The organism is Halomonas sp. AOP5-B2-8, assembly GCF_052376475.1.
Lineage (GTDB): Bacteria > Pseudomonadota > Gammaproteobacteria > Pseudomonadales > Halomonadaceae > Vreelandella > Vreelandella casei.
Genome location: NZ_JBQSVS010000001.1, coordinates 853,829 through 876,675, shown reverse-complemented (window position 1 = coordinate 876,675; position 22,847 = coordinate 853,829). Strand labels below are relative to the sequence as shown.

20 protein-coding genes are annotated in these 22,847 nt (G+C 54.3%); 14 read left to right on the top strand and 6 right to left on the bottom strand.

The features are described 5' to 3' along the window. Positions 1-48 precede the first annotated feature (48 nt). From ACT3RP_RS03930 to ACT3RP_RS03910, 5 genes are read right to left on the bottom strand one after another with little or no spacing between them, the layout of a single operon-like run. Positions 49-1,470 carry an FAD-dependent oxidoreductase gene (locus tag ACT3RP_RS03930; RefSeq protein ID WP_483393290.1) on the bottom strand — a complete coding sequence of 474 codons (1,422 nt, stop codon included), beginning with the start codon at positions 1,468-1,470 and terminating at the stop codon, positions 49-51. Then, the gene (locus tag ACT3RP_RS03925; protein ID WP_483393289.1) at positions 1,470-2,432 is read right to left on the bottom strand and encodes a polysaccharide deacetylase family protein; all 963 of its coding nucleotides are present in this window, start codon (positions 2,430-2,432) and stop codon (positions 1,470-1,472) included. Before ACT3RP_RS03925 ends, ACT3RP_RS03930 begins: the two co-directional genes overlap by 1 nt. A gap of 4 nt (positions 2,433-2,436) precedes the next feature. Further along, the gene (locus ACT3RP_RS03920) at positions 2,437-3,390 is read right to left on the bottom strand and encodes a polysaccharide deacetylase family protein (protein ID WP_483393288.1); all 954 of its coding nucleotides are present in this window, start codon (positions 3,388-3,390) and stop codon (positions 2,437-2,439) included. Positions 3,391-3,402: 12 nt separating this feature from the next. Further along, positions 3,403-4,071, bottom strand: a complete 669-nt coding sequence (locus ACT3RP_RS03915) for an isochorismatase family protein (protein ID WP_096282115.1) — start codon at positions 4,069-4,071, stop codon at positions 3,403-3,405. A gap of 26 nt (positions 4,072-4,097) precedes the next feature. Next, complete coding sequence (locus ACT3RP_RS03910; protein WP_483393287.1) at positions 4,098-5,015, bottom strand: isocitrate lyase/PEP mutase family protein; 918 nt, start codon at positions 5,013-5,015, stop codon at positions 4,098-4,100. A gap of 226 nt (positions 5,016-5,241) precedes the next feature. On the opposite strand from ACT3RP_RS03910, the gene ACT3RP_RS03905 reads away from it, so the two are divergent. From ACT3RP_RS03905 to ACT3RP_RS03880, 6 genes are all read left to right on the top strand, one after another. After that, positions 5,242-6,048, top strand: a complete 807-nt coding sequence (locus tag ACT3RP_RS03905) for a GntR family transcriptional regulator (RefSeq protein WP_441683902.1) — start codon at positions 5,242-5,244, stop codon at positions 6,046-6,048. A 144-nt stretch (positions 6,049-6,192) separates the two neighbouring features. Then, a complete protein-coding gene (gene leuC, locus ACT3RP_RS03900) occupies positions 6,193-7,632 on the top strand; it encodes a 3-isopropylmalate dehydratase large subunit (RefSeq protein ID WP_483393286.1) in 1,440 nt (479 codons plus the stop codon). After that, positions 7,632-8,270 carry a 3-isopropylmalate dehydratase small subunit gene (gene leuD / locus ACT3RP_RS03895; protein ID WP_483393285.1) on the top strand — a complete coding sequence of 213 codons (639 nt, stop codon included), beginning with the start codon at positions 7,632-7,634 and terminating at the stop codon, positions 8,268-8,270. Before leuC ends, leuD begins: the two co-directional genes overlap by 1 nt. Before the next feature lie 233 nt (positions 8,271-8,503). Next, complete coding sequence (gene dctP / locus ACT3RP_RS03890; RefSeq protein ID WP_483393284.1) at positions 8,504-9,502, top strand: TRAP transporter substrate-binding protein DctP; 999 nt, start codon at positions 8,504-8,506, stop codon at positions 9,500-9,502. 65 nt (positions 9,503-9,567) lie between these two features. Further along, positions 9,568-10,074: a TRAP transporter small permease gene (locus tag ACT3RP_RS03885; protein WP_096282109.1), complete on the top strand. Its 507-nt coding sequence runs from the start codon at positions 9,568-9,570 to the stop codon at positions 10,072-10,074. Continuing rightward, entirely contained in the window at positions 10,074-11,387 is a 1,314-nt protein-coding gene (locus ACT3RP_RS03880; RefSeq protein WP_483393283.1) for a TRAP transporter large permease, read from the top strand. Before ACT3RP_RS03885 ends, ACT3RP_RS03880 begins: the two co-directional genes overlap by 1 nt. A gap of 69 nt (positions 11,388-11,456) precedes the next feature. Here the strand turns inward: ACT3RP_RS03880 and zigA are convergent, their stop codons facing one another. Then, a complete protein-coding gene (zigA, locus tag ACT3RP_RS03875; RefSeq protein ID WP_483393282.1) occupies positions 11,457-12,683 on the bottom strand; it encodes a zinc metallochaperone GTPase ZigA in 1,227 nt (408 codons plus the stop codon). A 450-nt stretch (positions 12,684-13,133) separates the two neighbouring features. Here zigA and ACT3RP_RS03870 point away from each other — a divergent pair, with 450 nt between their 5' ends. The 8 genes from ACT3RP_RS03870 to ACT3RP_RS03835 all read left to right on the top strand — a co-directional run bounded on the left by ACT3RP_RS03870 (position 13,134) and on the right by ACT3RP_RS03835 (position 22,825). Beyond that, on the top strand, positions 13,134-14,327 hold the full coding sequence (locus ACT3RP_RS03870) for an ABC transporter substrate-binding protein (protein ID WP_483393281.1): 1,194 nt from the start codon (positions 13,134-13,136) through the stop codon (positions 14,325-14,327). Positions 14,328-14,365: 38 nt separating this feature from the next. Then, positions 14,366-16,324, top strand: a complete 1,959-nt coding sequence (locus ACT3RP_RS03865) for an ATP-binding protein (RefSeq protein WP_217990298.1) — start codon at positions 14,366-14,368, stop codon at positions 16,322-16,324. Next, the gene (locus ACT3RP_RS03860; protein WP_483393280.1) at positions 16,312-17,586 is read left to right on the top strand and encodes a sigma-54-dependent transcriptional regulator; all 1,275 of its coding nucleotides are present in this window, start codon (positions 16,312-16,314) and stop codon (positions 17,584-17,586) included. Before ACT3RP_RS03865 ends, ACT3RP_RS03860 begins: the two co-directional genes overlap by 13 nt. 162 nt (positions 17,587-17,748) lie before the next feature. After that, on the top strand, positions 17,749-19,071 hold the full coding sequence (locus ACT3RP_RS03855) for an ABC transporter substrate-binding protein (RefSeq protein ID WP_483393279.1): 1,323 nt from the start codon (positions 17,749-17,751) through the stop codon (positions 19,069-19,071). 69 nt (positions 19,072-19,140) lie between these two features. Further along, a complete protein-coding gene (locus tag ACT3RP_RS03850) occupies positions 19,141-20,871 on the top strand; it encodes an ABC transporter permease (protein WP_096282103.1) in 1,731 nt (576 codons plus the stop codon). A 16-nt stretch (positions 20,872-20,887) separates the two neighbouring features. Continuing rightward, a complete protein-coding gene (locus ACT3RP_RS03845; protein WP_096282102.1) occupies positions 20,888-21,937 on the top strand; it encodes an ABC transporter ATP-binding protein in 1,050 nt (349 codons plus the stop codon). 3 nt (positions 21,938-21,940) lie between these two features. After that, positions 21,941-22,498, top strand: coding sequence for a histidine phosphatase family protein (locus ACT3RP_RS03840; RefSeq protein ID WP_483393278.1), 558 nt, complete (start codon positions 21,941-21,943; stop codon positions 22,496-22,498). Positions 22,499-22,621: 123 nt separating this feature from the next. Beyond that, positions 22,622-22,825 (top strand): type 2 periplasmic-binding domain-containing protein, encoded by a 204-nt coding sequence (locus ACT3RP_RS03835; protein WP_096282100.1) that lies wholly within the window; start codon positions 22,622-22,624, stop codon positions 22,823-22,825. Positions 22,826-22,847: the final 22 nt, after the last annotated feature.

Sequence of the window (22,847 nt, the reverse complement as noted above, 5' to 3'; positions counted from 1 at the left end):
CTCAATGACGCCAGTGGCGTAAGCGATTAGGGCGCTTAGCGTGACTTGCTAGGGCAGTACCGCCGAGCTTAGCTTTAAATGCAGCAATTCAGCGGCACTTTTACCCGCCACTGCACCCAGTACCACCGCACTAAGCAGCCCGTTGCCGGAAAGGTAACCGCTGTCGTTTGAACCTGAAACACCGCGCGCGGCACCGCCGGCGGCGAATAGGTTGGGAAGCGCTTGGCCTTGGGTATTGAGTACGCGGGCTTGACGGTTTACCTCTAACCCCCCTTGAGTATGAAACAGCGCCCCGGTGACGCGGATGGTGTAGTAGGGTGGCTTGAGCAAGTTGGCAGGCTCAAAGCGGCGGCCAAACCTATCAGAGGTTTGCTGTTCTGCCAGTTGATGCATGTCAGCAAACGTCGCTTGGAGCGCATCGAGGGGCAGCTTGAGATCTTCCGCCAGCTCTTTCAGGCTTGCAAAGCGTCTTACTGCGCCGCTTTCAAGCGCGTTGCGATAGTCCTCGAAGGCCTGGGCAGATTCGTCAATGCGCGCATCAAACAGGTTCCAGGCCATTTTCTCGGGCTGCGCCAAGACCTTAGCGGCCTGTTCGGAGTAGCCGCCGTGCTCATTGGAGAAGCGCTCTCCGTTTAGATTAACCTGGATACCACCCTGCATCATGAGTGCCCAGCTAATCAAAATCTGATGGGGCGTTGCCAGCGATCCATGCCCCTGGCAAGCGCCTAGGTCTTTGGTGCTGGCGTCCATCGCCTGGCCCCACAGCAGTGCGTCGCCCTGGTTGCCTTCATGGCCGTAGTAAAGCGCATTCTTGAGCGTCGGAAGGTAGCGCTCCACGAGCTCCACATTCCCGCCATAGCCATTGCAGGCCAAGATTAACGCGTCGCAGCCGATGCTTTCACGACTGCCGTCTGGGCGTTCTAACGTTACGCCGCGCACCCGTTGAGTGCTATCAACGTACAGATCGACCACGCGTGCCTGGGTAACAATATCAATGCCCGCCGCCTCGCTGGCGTTGAGCAGAGCACCCATCAGCTCTTCGCCTGTGCGCCTTGGCGTGGCGTGCATCCGTAGCTGGCGATGGCCGGGGTAGAGAAAACCTTCTACCAGCTCGAACGGTATGCGGTGCTGGTCGGCTAGCCACTCGATGGTGGGGCCGGATTGGTGGGCGAGCAGCTCGACAATGGCGGGGTCTGCCTCGAAGCCGTTCTTCTTCTGGATATCCTCCGCCATCATGTCAGGCGAGTCGCTTACCCCGAGTTCGTGCTGAAAGTGCGTATTAGCAGCGGGAATAAAGCCTGATGACATCGCGGTGCTGCCACGTGGGAGCGGGTCGCGCTCCAATACCATCAGCTCCACGCCTGCCTCTTGCGCCGCTAGCGCTGCGACTAGGCCGCAGGCGCCTGCACCAATAATGACCAGCGGCAGGTGGGCGTCAAACGTATCGTGGGCGTAAGGAAGGATCGCCATCAGCGGGTTGCTCCCTTTGCATGGCATTGAGCGGCGTTAAACGCATCGAGAATGTCGCCCGCCGGTGCTTGCCACACCGCTGAATGCCCACTGATATGCGCCAGCACTTCTTCTAAACAGGCAATGCGGTGGGGTTGGCCAACAAGCCAAGGGTGAAGATTGAGGGCAAATAAGCGCCCACCCTGCTGCTGAGATTCTTCCAGCAGGAAATCAAACGCATCTTTGACCTGTGTCACCCAGGCATCTTCTGAGTGCAGGTTCTGGCTCATCACAAACTGGTCTTCGATTTCGGTGGCCAGCGGCATCATGGTCAAGCTGCCCGCGCTGTTATGGCCAGGCTGCTGGTGACAAGCATAGGGCATATCGTCGTTGACCCAGTCGGCGCAGTACTCAATGCCGTTTTCTGCCAGCAGGTCGAGCGTGTTGAAGCTCTGATGCTTGGCAGGGCTCAGCCAGCCGCGTACAGGTTGGCCGGTCACACGCTGGAGCGTCTCAACCGAGCGCTTGACCAGCTCGGCCTCTTCTTCAATCGGTAAGCCGCCGTAGTGCAGGTGATCCATGTTCCAGCCGTGGGCAATAAATTCACCGCCGTGCTCTTTGAGGCGCTGCACTAAATAGGGCGTCTGCTCGGCTAGCTGCGCATTCATCGCAAAAGTCGGTGTGATGTTGTGCGCTGCCAGCGCCTTGAGTACGCGGTAGATCCCCACGCGGTTGCCGTAATCGCGCAGTGAAAAATGGCGTAGGTCCGGGTAGGGCATGGTCATGCCGTTGGGGACTTTGAACGGCTTGCCGCGTTGATTTAACGGGTAGAACTGCAGTGAAATATTGATCCACACCGCGAGGGTTTTGCCCTCGGGCCACGTGACCGGCGCGCGGTCGCTCAGCATCGACCACGCATAGTGCTCGTGATCGTAGCCGTGGCGGCGTAGAGGGTAGTCGAGATAGTCGTCGTTAAGCGCCATAGCGTTACCCCTGTTTGCGTGCGGTGGCGGCCTGGGCCTTCATGCTGTCGAGGGCGGCGTCGTAATAATTGGCTAGATAGTAATCGGCAATCTCGCGCCCGGTGGCAACCCACACATCCGGATGGCCGGTGATGTATTCAAGCGCCTCTTCAAACGCCTTGATTCGGTGCGGGCAACTCACTTGGTAGTTGTGGGTGGGAATGCACATCACCGTGCCGGACTCCGCGCCCTCGGCGTACAAGCGATCAAAGTGGCGCTTGAGCATGGTGGCATACTGGCGCGGCTCTACTTTATTCACCGCATAGACGATGGTGTCGTTCATCTCCAGCGAGTAGGGCATGGAGATAAACCGCTTGCCGGAGCGAACGCTGACCGGCGTCGGCTGGTCGTCGTGAAATAGATCACAGGTGTAAACCCCTCCTTTGTCGCCGAATAGCTCTTCGCCCACTTCGGCAAATAGATCCAGGGTGCGCTCTGAGTGGGAGAGTGCCGGTGCCAGATACCCTGCGCAGGCCTGGCCGGTATGGCGATGAATCGTTTCCATACTGTCGCGGATCATTGCCCGCTCTTGGTCTTCGCTGAGGCCGTAGGTGTAGCGGGTGTTGTAAATGCCGTGGCTGAAGAACTCCCAGTCACGCTCTTTGCACATCTGGATAATTTCAGGATGGTGATCACATAGCGCCACGGAAAGTGACACCGAGCCGCGAATGCCGTATTTCTCAAGCAGCGCCATTTGGCGCTGATGGCCCACCCGGTTGCCGTAATCGCGAATACTGTAGCCCGGCACCGATGGATGCGGGTGTGGCCAAGGATTACGCTGCGGATTCAGTGGCGGATCAAGCTCGTAATATTCAATATTAGGGGCTACCCAGAAGGCCACCTTGGCGCCTCCCGGCCACTCGATTTTGGGTCGCTGGTCGTAGGCCCAGTAATCGTAAACGCCTAATGACTCTTTCATAACCGGCTCCTCTTATTGCTCATTACCTTCCAGCCACGCTAATACCTCAGCGACGGGCAGTACGTCGGCATATTTAAGGTGCAGGTCGGTCAGGTTGGCGTAGTGGTAGCTTTCGTGTTTATCGGATACGCACTCCATTGGCACGATGGTGCGATAGCCCCGCGATAAGCTTTCCACCGCTGTGGCACGAATACAGCCAGAGGTGGATCCGCCGGTGATAATCACGGTATCAACTTGATGCCACACTAGCAGTGACTGCAGCGGCGTTTCGAAAAAGGCCGACGGCATGCGTTTGGTGTAGATCACGTCGCGGCTGCGGTCGATCTCGCAGCGCTCGTCAAACTCGGCGCGCTCAGAATCGTATTTGATATTCTGCAGCGAATCCGGCGTGTCGGTACGTGTGCCCCACACGCCCGCATCGTCAGCAGAATCCAAAAACGCGACGTGGGTCCAGACCACCGGCCAACCCCGTGCCCGGAAGCCGTTGGCAAGCTGGTTAGTGTATTCCAGCTGCTTGGGGTCGGTTTCGTAAGCGGTTTTGAACAGGTCCGTGCGGGTGTAGGCTTTTTGCGGATCGACGTTCACCAGTACCGCTTTGTTACCAAAGCCAAACGGCACTCGCTGCGGGTTGGCCATGACGTCGTTAAAAATTTCTTTCGCCGTTTTGTCGGTGGTCTGCATCGTCGTTTCCTGTTAATTACTAGCGTTTAGCAATTATCGTATTGCTGGCCAAGTTCGAGCATCGCCTCGGTGCCTAAATAATCGTTAAGCTGTTTGAAATCGAGCATTTGGTCGCGGAAAGCATCGGTAGTGCCATCCTGTTTAAGCGTGGCGAAGAAGCGGCTAGCCATGTGCGTAATGGCCCGGACTAATGCGCCAGGGAAAATCACCAGCGAAAAGCCGAGTGCTTCGAGTGCCTGAGCGTTCTGCAGCGGCGTATCTCCGCCTTCCACCATATTGGCCATAATCGGCACTTTGCCTTTGAACTGCGCCATGATCTTGCTGATGTCTTCATCGCTGCGGATGCCTTCGATAAATAGCATATCGACGCCCGCTTCATAATAGGCCTGAGCGCGTTCAATGGCGCTGTCGGTACCTTCTACGCCCAGCGCATCGGTACGCCCGATGATCAGCGTGCTATCGCTGTCACGGGCATCTAATGCTGCATGCAATTTACCGACCATTTCGCTTTTGGAGACCAGCGTTTTACCGCGCAAGTGGCCGCAGCGTTTCGGGTACGTTTGATCCTCAAGCTGAATGGCATTGGCGCCCGAGCGCTCCAGCAAGCGTACGCTACGCATGACGTTCATAGCGTTGCCAAAGCCGGTATCACAATCGACCACTACCGACAGATTGGTCCGTTCGCGGATATGCGACATCGCCGCGCAAATTTCGGTAATGCTGAGCAGGCCAATATCCGGGCGTCCCAGCTGGGTATAGGCCAGGCTGGCGCCAGAGAGATAAACGCTCTCGAAGCCTGCCTGCTCGGCGAGAGACGCGCCGAGCGCATCAAACACGCCAGGGGCGACCACAATCGGGGTATCTTGCAGCTGCTGTTTAAGCTTAGCTGGTTGGCGTGAAGCTTGTTGTGGAGCCTGACTTGAAGAGCTGGGTTGGCGTGTCATAGCGGTCTCGTGGTTGTTGGATAAGCGTCAGCTCGGCCTATTTAAGATCACATGGCTAGCGATACTTACGGTCGCAGATTCTGTAATAATAGCGTTCAAACGACCGAAAAGGTGTTACTGATCATCTTTTGATATGTATTATATATAATACATTTTTATGTCTATTATTATCCCTGCGTCAAGCCTAATATGATTTTTTTGAACAATATACTGAGGAGAGGCGTGGATGAGTGAGGCACAACCCTCTGCGGTGGGCGGCACTAAATCACACCGAATTTACCTGCTGTTGAAAGACGCAATTTTGAGCGGTCGGCTGTCCGCGGGCAGTAAGTTGCCTGGTGAAAACAAGCTGGCCGAGCAGCATGGCGTTTCGCGGGTAACCGTGCGGCGAGCGATGGAGGCGCTTCAGGCAATGGGATTAGTCGAGCGTAAGGCGGGGGTGGGTACGGTGGTGTTGGAGCAGCCGCTGGATGCCACGGTGATGACCGCCAGCGTGTCTAACCTGATGCCCAACATGGTCAAGATGAGCCAGGCCTCCCAAGTGCGGCTGCTGGAGTTTGCCTATGTGCTGCCGCCTGAGACGGTGCGTGAACGCCTGGGTATGGCGCAGAGCGGCAAAGTACAGCGCTCGGTACGTGTGCGCATGGTTGACGGCAAGCCGTTTTCGCACCTGGTGACCCATGTGCCAGAAGCTATTGCCCTGCACTACAACGAAATGGATTTAGCCCATACGCCACTGTTTGTGCTGTTAGAGCGCAGCGGGGTGAAGGTTGACCACGCTTCCCAGTCTATTTCCGCGACGCTGGCCAGCCACGAAGTCGCAGAGGCGCTGGACGTAGCCGTGGGCTCGCCGCTGATCGCGCTCACCCGCGTGGTTTACGATGAGCAGGGGCAGGGTGTGGAGCACTTGGATGCGCTGTATCGTCCGGATCGCTATCGCTTCCAGATTGATCTAGAGCGTAACGGTGACGATAACTCTCGCTACTGGGAGCCAAAGGTGGGAGGGATGCCAACGGGCGGAAAAGATGAGTAAAGAAGCGGTTTAATTTTAATGTATTAAAATTAATACAGATTTAAAATTGTAAAAAATACATTTGACCGGTGTTATTGAATTGCGCTAGTTGTATTGGGGTGGTTAAGATAAGTCCAACGAAGGCCGAGGCAACGAGCGACGATAATGAGTACCCCAACAACGCTGTTTGACAAAGTTTGGCGCGCCCACGAGGTGTACTGCAGTGAAAGCGGTCAAAGCCTGCTGTGGATCGACCGCCACTTTGTTCATGAGGGCTCCTTTCACGCCTTCAATAAGCTCGCTGAGCGCCAGCTACCCGTTGCGCGGCCCGATTTAACCTTTGGTATTGCGGATCACTATGTGCCAACGCTGGCTCGCGATCTGGCCGGGGTTGCCGATCCCAAAGTGCGCTCAATGATTGAGCAGCTGTCTCACAATACTCAGCAGCATGGGGTGACGCTGTTCGGCCTGGATGACCCGCGCCAAGGGATTGTGCACGTGCTGGGCCCCGAGCAAGGGCTTACCCAGCCGGGCATGGTGATGGTCTGCGGTGACAGCCATACCGCCACCCATGGCGCCTTTGGCAGCATCGCGTTTGGTATTGGCGCCTCGGAAGTGGCCCATGTACTGGCGACGCAAACCCTGTGGCAAAGTAAGCCCAAGGTGATGCGGATTACCGTTGAAGGTCAATTAGCCGAGGGCATCACCGCCAAAGATATCGCGCTGACCTGGATTGCGCGCCTGGGCGCTGACGGCGCACGCGGCTATGCCATTGAGTATGCAGGCGAAGCGATCCGCTCGCTTTCAATGGAAGCGCGTCTGACGCTGTGCAACCTTTCCATTGAGGGCGGTGGCCGCTGCGGCATGATTGCTCCGGACCAAACGACATTCGACTATCTGCGCGATCGTCCGTGGTGCCCACAAGGCGACACTTTCGACCAGGCCTGCGCTTATTGGTCAACGCTTTATAGCGACCCAGATGCTCACTTTGATCTTGAAGTAACGCTACACGCCGATGACATCGCACCGACCGTCACCTGGGGCGTTTCGCCCGAAGAGGCGCTGCCAATTGATCACTCGGTGCCGGATCCTGAACAGCTTAGCGACCCGGCAAAAGCACGCCAAGCTCGCGAAAGCTTAGCCTACATGGGGTTAACGCCAGGGCAAAAGCTGACTGATATCACGATTGATCGAATCTTTATTGGCTCATGCACCAATGCACGTATTGAAGACCTGCGCGCAGCGGCGGCGGTTCTCGCCGGCCATAAAAGCCTCGTGCCGGGCATGGTGTCGCCGGGCTCAACGCTAGTCAAAATCCAGGCTGAAGCTGAAGGGTTAGACCGAATTTTTATCGATGCTGGGCTTGAATGGCGCCATTCGGGCTGTTCCATGTGCGTGGGTATGAACGGTGATTTGGTGGCCAGCGGTGAGCGCTGCGCCTCCACGACCAACCGCAACTTTAAAGGCCGCCAGGGGCCTGGTGCGCGCACGCATTTGATGTCGCCTGCGATGGTGGCCGCCGCGGCGGTCAGTGGGCGGCTAGCCGATATACGTGCGCTGCCGGCTGGCACTGGTTCAAACGTTCAGGCTTCAGGAGCGTATTAATGCAACCGATTACCGTATTAGACACTCTTGGTGTTGCCCTGGCTGCCGCTAACGTGGATACCGATCAACTGATTCCTGCGCGCTTTATGAAAGAGCCGCGCAGCGTCGGCTATGGGCAGTTTTTGCTTTATGACATTCGTCACGATGAACGCGATAACCCCGACCCTGAATTTATTTTACATCGCCCTCACGCCGGTGATGCCCAGGTGATGGTGAGCCGCCGTAACTTCGGTGCGGGCTCGTCCCGGGAGGCCGCAGTGTATGCCCTGGTGGATTACGGATTCCGCTGCGTAATAGCGCCGAGCTTTGGCGATATCTTTTCATCCAACGCCGTTAATAATGGCTTGCTGCCCGCCGTTGTGGAAGAAGATGACGCCGAGCGCCTGTTATCAGCGTTGGGCGATACACCAGCCGCCATCAACGTCGACCTGGAGAAACAGATCATCCGCGTTGCCGAGGTAGAGGTTAGTTTTTCAATTAGCCCCGTGTGGCGGACCAAGTTGCTCAATGGGTGGGATGATATTGATATGACTCGCCAGCATGCAGAAGCCATTACGCAATTTTCGAGCGATTACGTTAAGCAGTTTCCGTGGGTAATCGCGACGCCGCCGAGCGCATCACTGATTAGTAAAGGATAGCGTTAGTAAAAGATAGCGGCTCAAGCCGTCATCTTAGCCATCGTTACAACGGCCATATCTATAAAAACAGCACGCACGCTTGCACCAACGGTTCATGAGCACGGTTTTATAAACACGGTTTTATAAACATAGTTTTATGAACATAGGTTTATGAACATCCGACAGCGTTTATGAACAGTAGATCAGACATAACAACCGCTATAAAAGCAGACTACCTTGTGCAGGAGAGAACGATGAAAAAAGTAACCATAACCCTAGGCTTGCTCACGGCCTTAGCGTCAGGGCAAGCGCTGGCAGTAGATCAGATTAATGCGGTACACGCGTTTCCTCCTTCGCTGATTTATACCCAAAGTTTCCTCGAGTTTGTCGATAAGGTGAATGAGCGCGGTGAAGGCGTTGTGAAAATCAACGTGCGCGGCGGCCCTGAGGTAATCGGCCTTTCCGAGCAGCCCGATGCCGTGCGCAACGGCGTAGTGGATATGGCCTATACCGCGGCAAGCTTTTATGCCGGTACCGTGCCTGAGCGCGATGCCATGGTGGCGTCAAATACCAACGCTATCTATGCGCGTGAAAATGGCGGTATCGACCTGCTCAATGAAATCCATCAGGAAAAGATGGGCACCTACTACCTAGGCTGGTTCGACAGCGGCGTCAGCTACAACTTCTATACGATTGAAGAGCCTAGCATTGATGAAGCAGGTAATCTGAGCGTTTCGGGCCTGCGCCTGCGCAGCAACCCGGTATATGACGCCTTCTTCCAAGATTATCTGGGTGCACAGCCGATCAGCTTGCCGACCACCGACGTATACGCCGCCCTTGAGCGCAGTGTGGTGAACGCTACCGGCTGGACCCAAATTGGCCTGAAAGATCTCAACTGGGATCGCTTTCTTAACTACCGCATTGATCCTGCCTTCTTTTCTACCGATATGGGCGTGATCGTTAATCTGGATAAGTGGAACCAGCTCAGCGAAGAGTCACAGCAAATCCTTCAGGAAGTTGCCATTGAGCATGAGCGCGAAAGCGCCGAGAAGCTGGCCGACTTAGCCCAAGAGCAGCAGGCTAAGCTTGAAGCAGACGGCATGCAGGTCGTGACGCTAGAAGGTGAGGCCGCACAGCGCTTTTCAGAGGCTGCCCGTGAATCGACGTGGGAGCGTATGCGTCGTCAGATGGAGCGTCATCCTTCTGGTCTTGGGCACTATGACGAGCTGATCGAGAAGTTTAACGACTTATAAAAACGTAAAGGGGGGCGTTGAGCGATCAAGCGCCCCTTTTGTGTGATTCTTTTTCAGGGTCTCTTATGCGCTACGCACAACGCGGCTACTTGCTGCTACTTAATGGCATGGCTTTGCTGGCCGCTATCATGCTGGTCTGGCTGATGGTGGCAGTGGTGCTCTCGGTGGTTATTCGAAATTTGGGCCTGCAGCCCTCGGCGTGGTTTTTCCTTTCCACCGAATACGCCATGTTTTATCTCACCCTGCTGGGTGCGCCCTGGCTGGTGCGCCAAAAAGGGCACGTACATATTGAGCTGCTGACCTCTGTGCTGCCGCTGCCCGTGCTTAATATTCTTAGCCGAGGCGTGTCGCTGCTGTGTGTCGTGGTGTGTGGCGTACTGGCGTGGAAAGGGTTGGATTTATTACTGCTCAATATTGAACGCACCGACTATGACGTGCGGGCCTTCTTTGTGCCGAAATGGATGCTGACCATTGTGTTTCCGATCAGCTTTACCTTAATGGCGATCGAGTTTGGCCGCTTTGTAGTGGGCCATGAAATTCTTCACAGCGGCGAAGCGGGGATTAAAGAATAATGGAATGGTACTTTGCGCTCGCGTTTCTGCTCTCGCTGATTCTTATCTTTATGGCGATTGGCACCCCTATCGCCCTAGCGTTTTTGGCCGCCAACGTGATTGGTGCGTGGCACTTTATGGGCGGCCAAACCGGCATTTTGCAGATGCTCAACAACGGTTTTGGCGCGCTTTCCAGCTTTAATCTGGTGCCTATTCCGCTGTTCCTGTTGATGGGGGAGCTATTTTTTCGCACCGGGCTGGGTATGAAGATGTTCAATGCCGTTGACCAGCTAATGGGTAAGCTGCCCGGGCGTTTGTCTTATGTGACGGTGGTGGGTGGAACGGCATTTTCCACGCTGAGCGGCTCTTCGATGGGCTCCACTGCGCTGATGGGGTCGCTGCTGGTGCCCGAAATGGAGCGGCGCGGCTATAAGAAGAAAATGGCGATTGGCCCCATCCTTGGCACCGGCGGCCTGGCGATTATTATTCCGCCCTCTGCGCTGGCGGTGCTGCTGGCGACGCTAGCGAAAGTGGATATTGGCGCGCTGCTGATTGCCGGCATTCTGCCGGGACTGACGCTGGCGGGGTTTTATATCGCCACCATCTTTATCCAAACCAAGCTGGACCCAGAAGCTGCACCGGCCTATGAGCTGGAACCGGTTTCGCTTAAAGCTAAACTCCGTCTTATCGTTACCGATATTTTGCCCATGCTTAGCGTTATGGTCATCATTGTGGCGTTGATGTTGATCGGTTTTGCCACGCCCTCAGAGGCCGCCGCCTTTGGCGCGTTGGGTGTGATTATTTTGGCGTTTATCTTCCGCTGCATGACCTGGGAGGCGTTTAAGCTTTCGGTGACCGGCGCGCTGAAGGTCACGCTGATGGCTTATTTAATCGTGTTTGGCTCGGCTACCTTTAGCCAGCTGCTGGGCTTTTCCGGCGCTTCCGGCGGGTTGATAGGCTGGGCAACCGGTTTTGACCTGTCACCGATATTGATGCTGTTGGCAATGTTTGCGGTGCTGCTGGTGCTGGGCACGTTTATGGAGCAGATTTCCATCATGATGCTAACGGTGCCGATCTTCTTCCCATTAGCACAGGCGTTAGGATTTGATCTGGTGTGGTTCGGGATCATTGTCCTGCTGGCACTGGAAATCAGCTTCTCAACGCCGCCTTTAGGACTGCTGCTGTTTGTTATGAAAGGGGTGGCACCTCCCGGCACAACCATGAGTGAGATTTACTCGGCCGCTATTCCTTACATCCTGTGTTCGATGCTGCTAGTGGCCTTGCTGATTGTGTTCCCCAGCCTGGCGACCTGGTTGCCCAGCATGCTGCAGTAACGGCGTTACGGTTAATGAAAAAAGAGAGGCGTCGGCCTCTCTTTTTTATGCCTATCTGACGACAGTGACTTACTCCCAGGCGGGAAAAGGATCGGGCAGCTGCTTCCATGCCGCCATGCCTTGCAGCAGTTCGGCCTCGCTTAGTAGACAGGCATCCAGCGCTTCACGCATTTGGGTTTGATTCAGATTCTGGCCGATAAATACTAGCTCCTGGCGCATATCGCCAAACGGCTCCTGCCACTTTTCCATAATGAAGTGCCGCGTTTCAGGATCTTCCGGCCAGTTGGCTTCCGGTATGGCTTTCCAAAACATGCCGGCGGGGCCGTGGTGAGCGATGCCGCCTGCCTGGCTCCACTGACCTGCGGCCTGAGGGCGGGTGGCTAGCCAGAAAAAGCCTTTCGAGCGTAATAGCCCTTTGCCGAACCACCCTTGGTTGAGCAGGTCGTGGAATTTCTGAGGATGGAAAGGGCGGCGGGCGTGATAGGCAAAGCTGCCAATCCCGTATTCTTCGGTTTCAGGCACGTGCTCGCCGCGCATTTCTTTTAGCCAGCCGGGTGCCCGCTGAGCGCGCTCAAAGTTGAATTTTCCGGTGTTGAGAACTTTGTCGAGCGCTACGCTGCCTTGCGTGATGGGCACTAGCTCGGCATCAGGGTTTAACGAACGTAGTATGGCCTTTAAGGCTTCCAGCTCTCGATCGCTAATCAGGTCGGTCTTGCTGATCAGCAGCACATCGCAGAACTCGATTTGATCGACGAGTAAGTCCGCGACGTTGCGCTCGTCTTCTTCGCCCAGGCTTTCGCCAGCGTCAGCCAGGCTTTGCGCTTCGCGATACTGCTCAAGGAAATTAGCGCCATCGACCACGGTGACCAGCGTATCCAGCCGCGCAACATGGGAAAGGCTCTGGCCGCTTTCATCTTCAAAAGTAAAGGTTTCCGCCACGGGCAGCGGCTCGGAAACACCGGTTGACTCGATGACTAGGTAATCAAATCTGCCTTCCCTTGCCAGCTGGCTGACTTCTTCAAGAAGATCTTCGCGAAGAGTGCAGCAAATGCAGCCGTTGCTCATTTCTACCAAGCGCTCTTCTGAACGGTTAAGCGCGACCTCACCATCTAACGTTGATTCACCAGGGCCGCCGCGCACTAAGGCCGCATCGATATTCACCTCGCTCATATCGTTGACGATCACCGCCACGCGGCGGCCTTCACGGTTGGCCAAAATATGGTTGAGCACGGTGGTTTTACCAGCGCCCAGAAAGCCGGAGAGCACGGTGACGGGTAAGGGGGAGAACGCAGCCATTGCTAGATCACCTCTAAACGTGTTTATGTTATGTGATAATATAACAATAAATTCATGATGTCATCGACGTCACATTCTCATTTCTAAAGATGGTGATATTGAAACTGTACTACTGCCGCAATTAACACCGTGAGGTAGGCTCTAGCCATTGGGGCAGTGCATTACTCTGCCTGGATTTAGAGGCAGTTAACGTTTGGTGTAAGTATTTCCTAACGCTTGTAGTCCATTGCCTTCATTACTCAATGTATTGCGTTCATACGTTGTTGTATTGCCATTCCTGGCGATCGGCAATCCAATATAGAGAGCGATTAAAAAAGTAAGCATCTGTTTAATGAGGCGATGTGGTTAAGCCCAAACAAAGTTCCATAGCTGTTTATTAAAAAGTCAGTAGGGGTCAATATGATGCCTTATAACAATTAAATAGATAGCGGCTGTTGTAAGGGGGCGGGTATGCACTGGGGAATGCAGAATAAATACTTGAAGCACATACTGGTCGTCATGTGGGTAACTACGGCATTAGTAATGACGCCAGCATCGGCAAATGAGTTAAGGATTATCACTTCTTATCAATCTGATATGGTCGATCCTATCGTCCAAGCATTTGTTCTTCGCCACCCTGACCTCTCTATTCGTCTCTTGAATAAGAACACTCACGCAGCCGTTGATGAAGTACTAGCCGGAAATGAGCGCCACTTTGATCTTATTTGGGCCTCAGCACCTGAGGCCTTCGTAGTGTTAGATGAAGGCGAGCGGCTTAATGATATAGGGCATGGGGCGTTCGTGGATTTTGCATACTCAGCCGTAGGGTGGACATGGCGTACCCCATATGATGGATATGTACCTCAAGAGTGGAACGATCTGCTAGATCCAGTTCTTGTGCAAGATATTGCCATATCACACCCATTACGCTCCGGCACAACGCACTCATTGCTAGAGACGATTTTACAGGATCGTGGTTGGCAAGCAGGATGGGCCTGGATTTTTGAGCTAGCAGGCCAGCTAAATACTATTTCAGCACGTAGCTATGGCGTATTAGAAGGTATCGAGAACGGTGACTTTTCTATCGGTTTGACTATCGACTTCCTGGCGTTGACGCGCAGTCAACGCGGATTGGTGTTTCGCTATGGTCGCCCCGTTATCGTTATCCCCGCGCGTATTGCTGCTCTTCAAGGGGGCGCGCAGCCCGTTGCAGCGCACGCCTTCATGGAGTTTATTCTATCTCCCGAAGGACAGCGTATTTTGCTGAATCCCGATATCCGCCGCATTCCAGTGAATTCTGAAGTCCGAGCCGAGCTATCGGAATCGTTGGACCCATCCATTCGCGCGGCCCTGAACTTTAGTTGGTCGCGCTATGATCCTGAGCTGGCTGCGCGCCGCTACTGGCAGATTAATCAGCTGTTTGAGGCCTTTGTTGCACGTGATTTACTGCTACGCCGAGAGCTCTGGCGACGGCTGCGCGCGGTAAATAATGTTCCGGCGTTCGAGATTGACCGAGTTCGTCAACTGCTGACATGGATGCCGATAACCGAGCATCAGGCGCGCTCTGCCCCTCAGGATCGCGAGACGCTGTTGGAATGGGCCGAGAGATCTTATGGGATATTACGTGATGTGGAAGCGCTTATCCGTGAACTGGAGCGCCAATGATGGGCTGGCGGTATAGGGGCTCAATCCGTGGACAATTGGTGGCAGTACTCATATTGGTTGTTATTGTCGCGACGGGAGTGCTGGCAGTAGGCATGATGGTGATGCTGCGCGCCGAACATGACTTTCGTGTGCTGGCGGAGGAGCGCATTCCCGCTGTGGCGTTGGCGGGTGAGCTGGCTGAGGCCACTGGCGAGTTGGCCGCACTAACGATGCAAGTGGTCGCCGCCCCAGAGATGCATGATGAGAGTATGAAGCGGTCCATAGACAATGCTTCTGCAGCGGTAGAGGCGGTACTGGGATCGCCAATTTGGTTGGCAGCATCTGGGCGCTATGCCGTCCGCACCTCCATCGAGACCGCTGAAGGTAATCTACGTCGTGCGCTCGCTGAATTTGGCCGTCTTAGTGCTGAACTTGAAATGCTCCGGCAAGAAGACACCCGGACAGGTGCGGGCTTGCGTTGGGCCCACGCTGATGTGCAGGGCCAGGTGCAAGGAATCCTAAGTGATCTGTCCTTCAACATGGACACGCAGTTAGCGACGTTAGTGGATAACGGTGGGTTGATGGCTCGCGAGGGCGCTAAGCAGGCATTATCTCAAGATTGGCTGCTGCGCGATCGGGTACAGCAAATTGGCTCCGAGGCCGCAACCCTAACGGCTCTGCTATTACAAGCACGCTCAAGTGACCGTCTAGAGGCAATAGAGCAGGCGGCCACACTAGGGCGTGACACATTAGACCGGCTAGAGCTAGCGGAGCTGAACTTGCCACAACGAATTGATGTGGCGTTACTGCTACAAGCGCTAGAACAGCTGAAGGGGCTTGCTTTGGAGCCCAATAGTATTTTCGCGCAGGTACGCCAGCGTCTAGCGCTTCACCACGCTGCTGTAAATGAGTTGCATAGTGCTCAGGCCGCTCTGGCCGACATGCAAGCACGCTTGACCGATTTAGGGCGGGCTGAGCGAATCGGTGCCCAGCGGCGCGCTGACACCGCCGCGACGACGATCATGCAAGGCTCGTTATGGCTGGGAATGGTAACGCTGTTGGGAGCTGTGGCGACGGCCATTATTTTGGCCATCTTTGTTCACAAGCGTATTTTGCTAAGGATTGAAAGGCTCTCCACTGATTTAACGCTTATCGCGCAAGGCGATTATCCCTTGCACGATAAAGCTAGCAATGTGGCAAGGGGAGATGAAATCGCCAATATGGCACGTGCGGTCAAAGTATTTCGCGCTTCAGTTCATGAGCGTCAGCAGGCAATTGAGCGTTTAGAATTGACTCAGCGTGAACTGGTACAAGCGGGTAAAATGGCAGCGCTTGGTCAGATGTCGGCTGCGATCAGCCATGAAATCAATCAGCCACTTGCCGCTATTGGGCATCGCCTGCACAACTTAGGTATGGCCCACCCCGAGACGCATCCCGCTATTGCACGTATTGAAGCGCTGCTGGAACGTATTACCCGCACTATCGGTCATCTGCGTCGTATCGCACGTCGCTCGGCTCATCGGAATGTCCGCGTCATACTGGCTGACCCCATCCAGGCCGCATTGGAGCTGCTGGATCATCGCCTGCGTAGCGAGAGTGTGCATGTAGAGTGTGATGATCTGGCAGGAATAGATGTTTCTGGTGACGATATTTTATTAGAGCAAGTGCTGCTCAATATTTTGGGCAACGCACTAGATGCAATTGAATCGCGGGAAAACGTGGCCGAACCAGGCCTTATCCGTATCGAGCTGACTCAGCACAACCCCGTTCTTCTGGTGATTTGTGACAACGGTGTAGGCCTAGGGGGGCAAAGTGGACTAGCGTTGACCGATCCTTTCGTAACCACCAAAGAACCAGGTAAAGGGCTAGGTTTGGGTCTTTCCATTGCATTCAATGTTATGCAGGACATGGGCGGACACTTGCAAATTGAGCAGAACTCGCAGGGTGGAGCCGAGGTAAAACTACGCCTGAACCGTTGGCAGGATAAAGAAAAAGAGGTGATGAAATGCCCGAAGTGATGCTGGTCGAGGATGACGAGGACCTTCGCCAGGCGACCACCGAAACGTTGGAACGAGCAGGGTTCCAGGTTCATGGATATATGGCTGCCCAAGAGGCGTTGAACGAGCTGACGGCAGATTTTCCAGGTGTGATCCTGTCTGATATGCGCATGCCTGGCTTATCCGGGCTGGATTTTCTCGATTGCGTGCGGGAACTCGCGCCGGAAGTCCCCTTCATTTTGATCACGGCCCATGGCGATGTGCCCGCCGCTATGCGCGCCATGCGCAATGGCGCGCATGATTTTTTGGAAAAGCCTTGCTCTCCAGAGTTGATGCTGGACGTGCTAAAGCGGGCTCAGGCCATGCGTGATTTGTATCTGGAGAACGAACGACTGCGTCAAACGGGCATTGAGGATCGATTAATCGGAGGTTCTGCCGTCATACGGCAGTTACGAGAAAAACTGCGCCGCCTAGCGTGCCTTGATGTCGACCTGCTGATTGCCGGAGAGACCGGTACCGGCAAAGAGCTGGTTGCACGGGTACTACATCATCTATCGGCGCGGGGCGCTTCTCCCTTTGTAGCCATAAACTGCGGTGCGTTGAGCGAGGCTGATGTAGATCGCGAACTATTCGGTACCAGCGATTCACCTGGGCTCATCGCGCGAGCGCAAGGCGGCGTGCTTTACCTGGACGAGCTTGAGTCAATGCCTGATAACTTGCAGGTGCGTTTGCTGCGCGTGGTTGATACGCGCGAAATTACGCCGCTGGGAGCAGCACCCCGGTCGGTCGATCTGCGTATTTTGGGTAGTGTTAAACACCCAACCGAGCAGCTAGTGGCCGAAGGCAGACTACGTGCTGACCTATTGCATCGCTTTAACGCAGGAACGCTTTTTTTACCGTCACTACGCGAGCGCGAAGATGATGCGTTGTTGCTGGTCAACCATTTTGTTGTAGAGGCTGCGGCCCGCCATAACTTGCCGAAGATGCATATAGATAGTGCCCTAAGTCGCCGCATTGCCTACTACGACTGGCCAGGCAATGTTCGAGAGGCCCGCAATCTGGCTGAGCGGCTAGTCATCGGTCTGGATACTAGCTTGTGTATGACTAGCAATGCCGGTAAGGGAAAGGGCCAGGGGTACGACGCGGCGATGGAAGAGTTTGAGGCCCGTCTACTGCGTTCTACTCTGCTTCAGTCTGGAGGCCGAAAAGCCGAAGCCGCTGCTCTTTTGGATATTCCCCGAAAACGTCTTTATTTGCGCCTGCGCCACCACGATTTGCTGTAATGAAAAATGGGACATTTATGACCCATTTGGTGTGTCGGTTTTGACCCTAAAAATTAAACAAAACAATAGGTTGAAAGGTTTTTTTCTATCTTGCATAGTTCCTGTGTGTTAAAGCACGCCGAGCTTTTACCGGTGCTCGTCTGACGACCATGGGAGTATAAAATGAACAAAACCATGACGATTAGTGCACTTGCACTAATAATGACTTCCTCCGCTGCCTTTGCCGATACGGTGACTGTAGTGACTTCATTCCCGCGCGATTTGACTGATCCCTTCAAGGCTGCCTTTGAATCCGCCTACCCCGACACGACGTTAGAAGTAGTCAGCCGTAATACGAATGCCGCCGTTTCGTATCTACAAGAAACCCGCAGTGCCAATAGTATCGACCTTATGTGGGCGTCGGCGCCTGATGCCTTCGAAGTACTCAAAGAGGAAGGGCTACTGGCTGCCGTAGATGTACAGTATGAAGGTATCCCTGATGAAATCGGTGGCTATCCGATTCATGACCCCGATGGCACCTACTATGGTTTTGCAGCCTCGGGATACGGGATCATGTACAACACTCGTTATATTCAGGCCAACGACTTACCTGTGGCTGAAGAATGGGAAGATCTCAAGCGTGCCGAATACAATGGGCACGTAGCGATGTCTGCCCCCTCGCGTTCTGGCACTACTCACCTGACGGTCGAAACCGTGCTTCAGGGCGAAGGTTGGCAAGAGGGTTGGGCAACATGGAAATGGATCGCGGGTAATATGAATACGGTTACCGAGCGTAGCTTTGGGGTGCCTGATGCAGTTAATTCAGGGGCCACTGGTTTCGGAATCGTCATCGACTTCTTCGGCTTGGCGTCCAAGGCATCTGGCTTCCCCGTCGAATTAGCCTATCCAAGTGTGACAGCCATCGTTCCTGCTAATATCGGTATCATCGAGAATGCTCCCAATCAGGAGGGGGCCAAGCAGTTTGTAGAGTTTCTACTCTCACTTGAGGGGCAGGAAGTCCTACTGAGTCCCGCCATCATGCGCTTGCCGGTCAATCCAGATGCTTATGCTAACGCGCCTGAGGATTTCCCCAATCCGTTCTCGGAAGAGTTTGCTCCTAATGCAATCGAGTTTGATGTCGATGTATCCGGAGAGCGTTATAACCTGGTGAACTCTCTCTTTGATGTGCTAATAACCTACCGCCTCAATGACTTGCGAGCCGCAGTAGCTGCCGTCCAGCAAGCCGAGGCAGCGCATGCAGAAAGTGGTAACGAGGAAGCCCTGGCTCTTATCGCTGAAGCACGTGCATTGATCGAAGCGATGCCAGTGACCGAGGAAGAGGCACTCAACCCTTCCTTATCGAACGTTTTTACTTCCTCAAGTGCCGATGCTGACACTGAAGTTGTAGGGCGTCAGTCCGAGATAGAGCAGTCCTGGGACAGTTTTGCTGTCCAGAACTATCGCCAGGCAAAAGAGCTCGCCGATCAAGCAATCACGCTGAACTGAGTGCTCTGAAACAAGTAGAGTTCCGCGCTGCCTCGTCAGCGCGGTAATTGACGACACTCCGAGGTTATAATGCCTGATTCATATCAGACCGCTTCACGCGGGTTCACCCTGTTTCCCCGTCTGTCAGGTGCTGCCATCTCAGGAATTCTGATCGCCATTTTCCTTATGGCCTTTCTGATTTTGCCAGTTGCGCAAGTGCTCTATGTGGCCTTTTTGGACTCACGCACTGGGGGCTTTACATTACAGAACTTTCAAGATTTCTTTAATACCAGCCTTTTTCGCGAAAGTTTCGTTAACTCGCTTTACGTTTCGGTCATGTCAGTCGTGTTTGCAACATTGATTGCGCTACCACTGGCCTATATCACCACGCGGTTCAACTTTGCTGGCACTGCGGCGATTCAGGCATTGGGCATTATTCCCTTGATCATGCCACCGTTCGTAGGAGCGGTTGCCATGTCGCTGTTATTTGGCCGCAATGGTTCTGTCAACCTGCTTTTGAACCAGTATTTCGGCTTCCGCATACCGTTTATGGAGGGGCTCAACGGGGTCATACTCGTTCAATCTATACACTATTTCCCTTTCATCTTGATCAACCTGTCGGCGAGCCTTCGAAATATTGACCGCTCGATGGAAGAAGCAGCGCAGAACCTGGGTTCGCACGGAATGCGAATGTTTCGGCGCATTGTGTTCCCGCTGGCAATGCCCGGATATTTGGCCGGTGCAGCGCTGGTATTCATCAAAGTATTCGACGACCTGGGAACGCCATTACTGCTTAACGTCAACAATATGTTGGCGCCGCAGGCTTATCTGCGTATCACCGGAGTAGGGATTAACGACCCGATGGGTTACGTGATCTCGTTCATTTTGGTGGTTTTCTCGATCTTCTCTCTATGGGCATCGTTTTTGTTCATGCGCGGAAAGGACTATGCCACCGTTCAAAAAGGCGGCGGAGGTCTATCGCGCCGCGACCTTAAACCACGTGAGAAATGGCTGGCCTGGGGCGTGATTCTGTTGATTCTGGCATTGGTGCTATCCCCCCACTTAGGGCTGCTGCTACTAGCCTTTGGTACGATTTGGTCGTTCTCTCCGCTGCCTGATGGCTTCACAATGGAGCACTTCGTCACGATCTTTACCCAGTCCTCACAATATGTATGGAACACGCTAATCTATGCTGGGTCAGCAGCCCTGATCGACGTGCTGCTGGGTACTGCGATCGCCTATATTGTGATCCGTACAGGATTGCCGGGCCGCAAATGGCTGGACTACATGGCCACCGCTGCATTGGCGGTACCGGGGGTGGTGCTGGGTATTGGTTACCTGCGTATGTTCCACGGTGTCCAATTACCGTTTGGGCTTGGCCAACTCTCGAGTTTCTGGGGCATTATCATCATCGCGCTTGCAGTACGACGCCTTCCCTATGCGCTACGTGCTTGCATGGCGGCGTTGCAGCAAGTCTCCCTATCGCTAGAGGAGGCGGCTGCCAGTCTTGGCGCCTCGCGTACCAGCACAATCCGGCGCATTGTCGTGCCGCTGATGACTGGAGGCATCCTGGCCGGATTTGTCACTAGCTTTGCCACCGCCGCAGTAGAACTCTCTGCGACGATCATGCTAGTTGGGCGCGCTTCGGATGCACCACTTGCCTATGGAATCTACTTATACATGCAGTCGCCCGCTGGACGTGGAGCAGGTGCCGCGCTTGGTATTCTGGCGGTCGTGATCGTAGCGCTGGGTACCTACCTGTCGCAACGCATCATTGAGCGTGAGCGTGTCCGTCAGACCATGTCCAACGACCAGCATTAAGATTCGGAGAGTATAGATGAGCCAGACCAAAGCCGGTATACAGATCGAGGACTTGCACCTGTCCTTTGGCGAAACCAAGGTGCTGGAAGGTATTAACATGGTGATTGAGCCGGGGGAGTTCTTTGCCTTTTTAGGCCCCTCCGGTTCGGGGAAGTCAACGCTCTTACGCGCGATTGCAGGATTTGGTCCAACGCCGCGTGGCCGCATCCTTATTGGTGGGCACGATATCGCCAGCCTGCCACCATGGAAACGTAACGTGGGGATGGTGTTTCAGTCCTATGCGTTGTGGCCACATATGTCGGTACGCAGAAACGTAGCTTTTGGACTGGAGGAACGCCGTATTCCCAAACGCGAGATTGGTACTAAGGTTGAACAAGCCCTCGAAACTGTAGGCCTATTGCACCTGGCTGACCGTATGCCCGCACAACTGTCGGGTGGGCAGCAGCAGCGCGTCGCACTAGCTCGTACCATCGCCATTGAGCCGCAGGTGTTGCTGCTTGATGAACCGCTCTCGAACCTGGATGCTGCACTACGTGTTCAGATGCGACGTGAATTGCTAGCCCTACAGCGAAAGCTAGGCCTAACTACGATTTTCGTGACACACGACCAGGAGGAAGCCAATACCACTTCTGATCGCATGGCAGTGCTTGATCGAGGCGTGATCCAGCAGATTGGTACGCCCCAGCAGCTTTACGATTACCCTGAAAATGCCTTCGTAGCTGGGTTTCTCGGTACTGCGAATATCCTTAAAGGTACCATGCAGGAGGGCACGTTTGTCACTGAAGCTGGGCAGCGTCTACCTACGAGCGAAAATGTGCTGGGAGCCAACCGCATTGTATTGCGCCCGCAGAACATTCGCTTAGCCGACGCTGGGGCAGACGGTGACATTGTTGGTCAAGTGGCACATCGAGAGTTTCTAGGTAGTCAGATTCGCTATTTAGTCGACACGCCTGATGGTTGTATCGTTATAGACATGCTTCACTCCTTTGGACAGCCACCGTTTGAGCCTGGGGCGTCGATTTCGATGTCTATCGATAGTCGCACCGCACCGCTGCTAGTGGATTAAACTATGGAAGAGCTGTGGTTTATCCGCCATTTTCGTACATCATGGAACAGTGCTGGCCGTTTACAGGGCCAGCGGGACATTGCGCTAGATGACCCTCTAAGCGATCAGGATACAAAGACATTGCAGGGTAACCTTGAAAGAATAATGGGCCAAGAGTTCGCACTGGTAGTGACCTCTCCATTGCAACGGGCGTGGCAAACGGCAGCGTTGCACGGGTTTCCAGAGGCTGAGCCAGATCCCGACTTAGTCGAGATAGCTTTTGGCTCATGGGAAGGTTGTACATGGGATGATCTCGAATCCGAACATCCCGGTATCTGGCAAAGCGCACCGCATAGGTTGGTGCTGGGGGAACCGTTCGAGGCATTCAATGCTCGGATCATACGGTTTTATGAGCGAGTGCTTGCAACGCCCGGTCCGGTATTGGCCTTTGGCCATGGCGCTTGGTTAGGAGGCTTACAGCGGCTTCTCAACGAAGATTCTGAGAAAGGACTATCGCGGCAACTGTTAGGTAATGGAGCGCTCCTCAGGTTGAATCTGGCATCCAACCAAAAAATGCGGTAGCAATATAAATGTCATCATCATTGTTGAATGTAGCGGTGGTGGTAGGATAATGCCCACATTTTTAGAGGGCTTCAAAAATATAGCTAAGGCCATATAGGCTAGTTTCTGCTAAGGGGTAATCCTTTGTTTGACGATCTTGCCCCCACCGAAACAGAATATCAAAGTGGAAATGCGAATTATGGCCCCACTCACGCCGAGCTGGTTTCCTTACCTATTCGCGATCATGAGATGAGTGCCCGCACTATTGAGGTGCAAACGTTAGCTGGGCGTACGCTGCCTAAAGGAGTGGCCGACTTTCTGGAAGACTTGTATATCGCCTTGGCGTAAGCGTTATGGTGAGAACACTATA

Coding starts and splice junctions, on each gene's coding strand:
- ACT3RP_RS03930 (WP_483393290.1), bottom strand. CDS start 1,470: ATGGCGATCCTTCCTTACGCCCACGATACGTTTGACGCCCACCTGCCG.
- ACT3RP_RS03905 (WP_441683902.1), top strand. CDS start 5,242: ATGAGTGAGGCACAACCCTCTGCGGTGGGCGGCACTAAATCACACCGA.
- leuD (WP_483393285.1), top strand. CDS start 7,632: ATGCAACCGATTACCGTATTAGACACTCTTGGTGTTGCCCTGGCTGCC.
- dctP (WP_483393284.1), top strand. CDS start 8,504: ATGAAAAAAGTAACCATAACCCTAGGCTTGCTCACGGCCTTAGCGTCA.
- ACT3RP_RS03845 (WP_096282102.1), top strand. CDS start 20,888: ATGAGCCAGACCAAAGCCGGTATACAGATCGAGGACTTGCACCTGTCC.
- ACT3RP_RS03920 (WP_483393288.1), bottom strand. CDS start 3,390: ATGAAAGAGTCATTAGGCGTTTACGATTACTGGGCCTACGACCAGCGA.
- ACT3RP_RS03840 (WP_483393278.1), top strand. CDS start 21,941: ATGGAAGAGCTGTGGTTTATCCGCCATTTTCGTACATCATGGAACAGT.
- zigA (WP_483393282.1), bottom strand. CDS start 12,683: ATGGCTGCGTTCTCCCCCTTACCCGTCACCGTGCTCTCCGGCTTTCTG.
- ACT3RP_RS03850 (WP_096282103.1), top strand. CDS start 19,141: ATGCCTGATTCATATCAGACCGCTTCACGCGGGTTCACCCTGTTTCCC.
- ACT3RP_RS03855 (WP_483393279.1), top strand. CDS start 17,749: ATGAACAAAACCATGACGATTAGTGCACTTGCACTAATAATGACTTCC.
- ACT3RP_RS03925 (WP_483393289.1), bottom strand. CDS start 2,432: ATGGCGCTTAACGACGACTATCTCGACTACCCTCTACGCCGCCACGGC.
- ACT3RP_RS03885 (WP_096282109.1), top strand. CDS start 9,568: ATGCGCTACGCACAACGCGGCTACTTGCTGCTACTTAATGGCATGGCT.
- ACT3RP_RS03870 (WP_483393281.1), top strand. CDS start 13,134: ATGCACTGGGGAATGCAGAATAAATACTTGAAGCACATACTGGTCGTC.
- leuC (WP_483393286.1), top strand. CDS start 6,193: ATGAGTACCCCAACAACGCTGTTTGACAAAGTTTGGCGCGCCCACGAG.
- ACT3RP_RS03860 (WP_483393280.1), top strand. CDS start 16,312: ATGCCCGAAGTGATGCTGGTCGAGGATGACGAGGACCTTCGCCAGGCG.
- ACT3RP_RS03915 (WP_096282115.1), bottom strand. CDS start 4,071: ATGCAGACCACCGACAAAACGGCGAAAGAAATTTTTAACGACGTCATG.
- ACT3RP_RS03910 (WP_483393287.1), bottom strand. CDS start 5,015: ATGACACGCCAACCCAGCTCTTCAAGTCAGGCTCCACAACAAGCTTCA.
- ACT3RP_RS03880 (WP_483393283.1), top strand. CDS start 10,074: ATGGAATGGTACTTTGCGCTCGCGTTTCTGCTCTCGCTGATTCTTATC.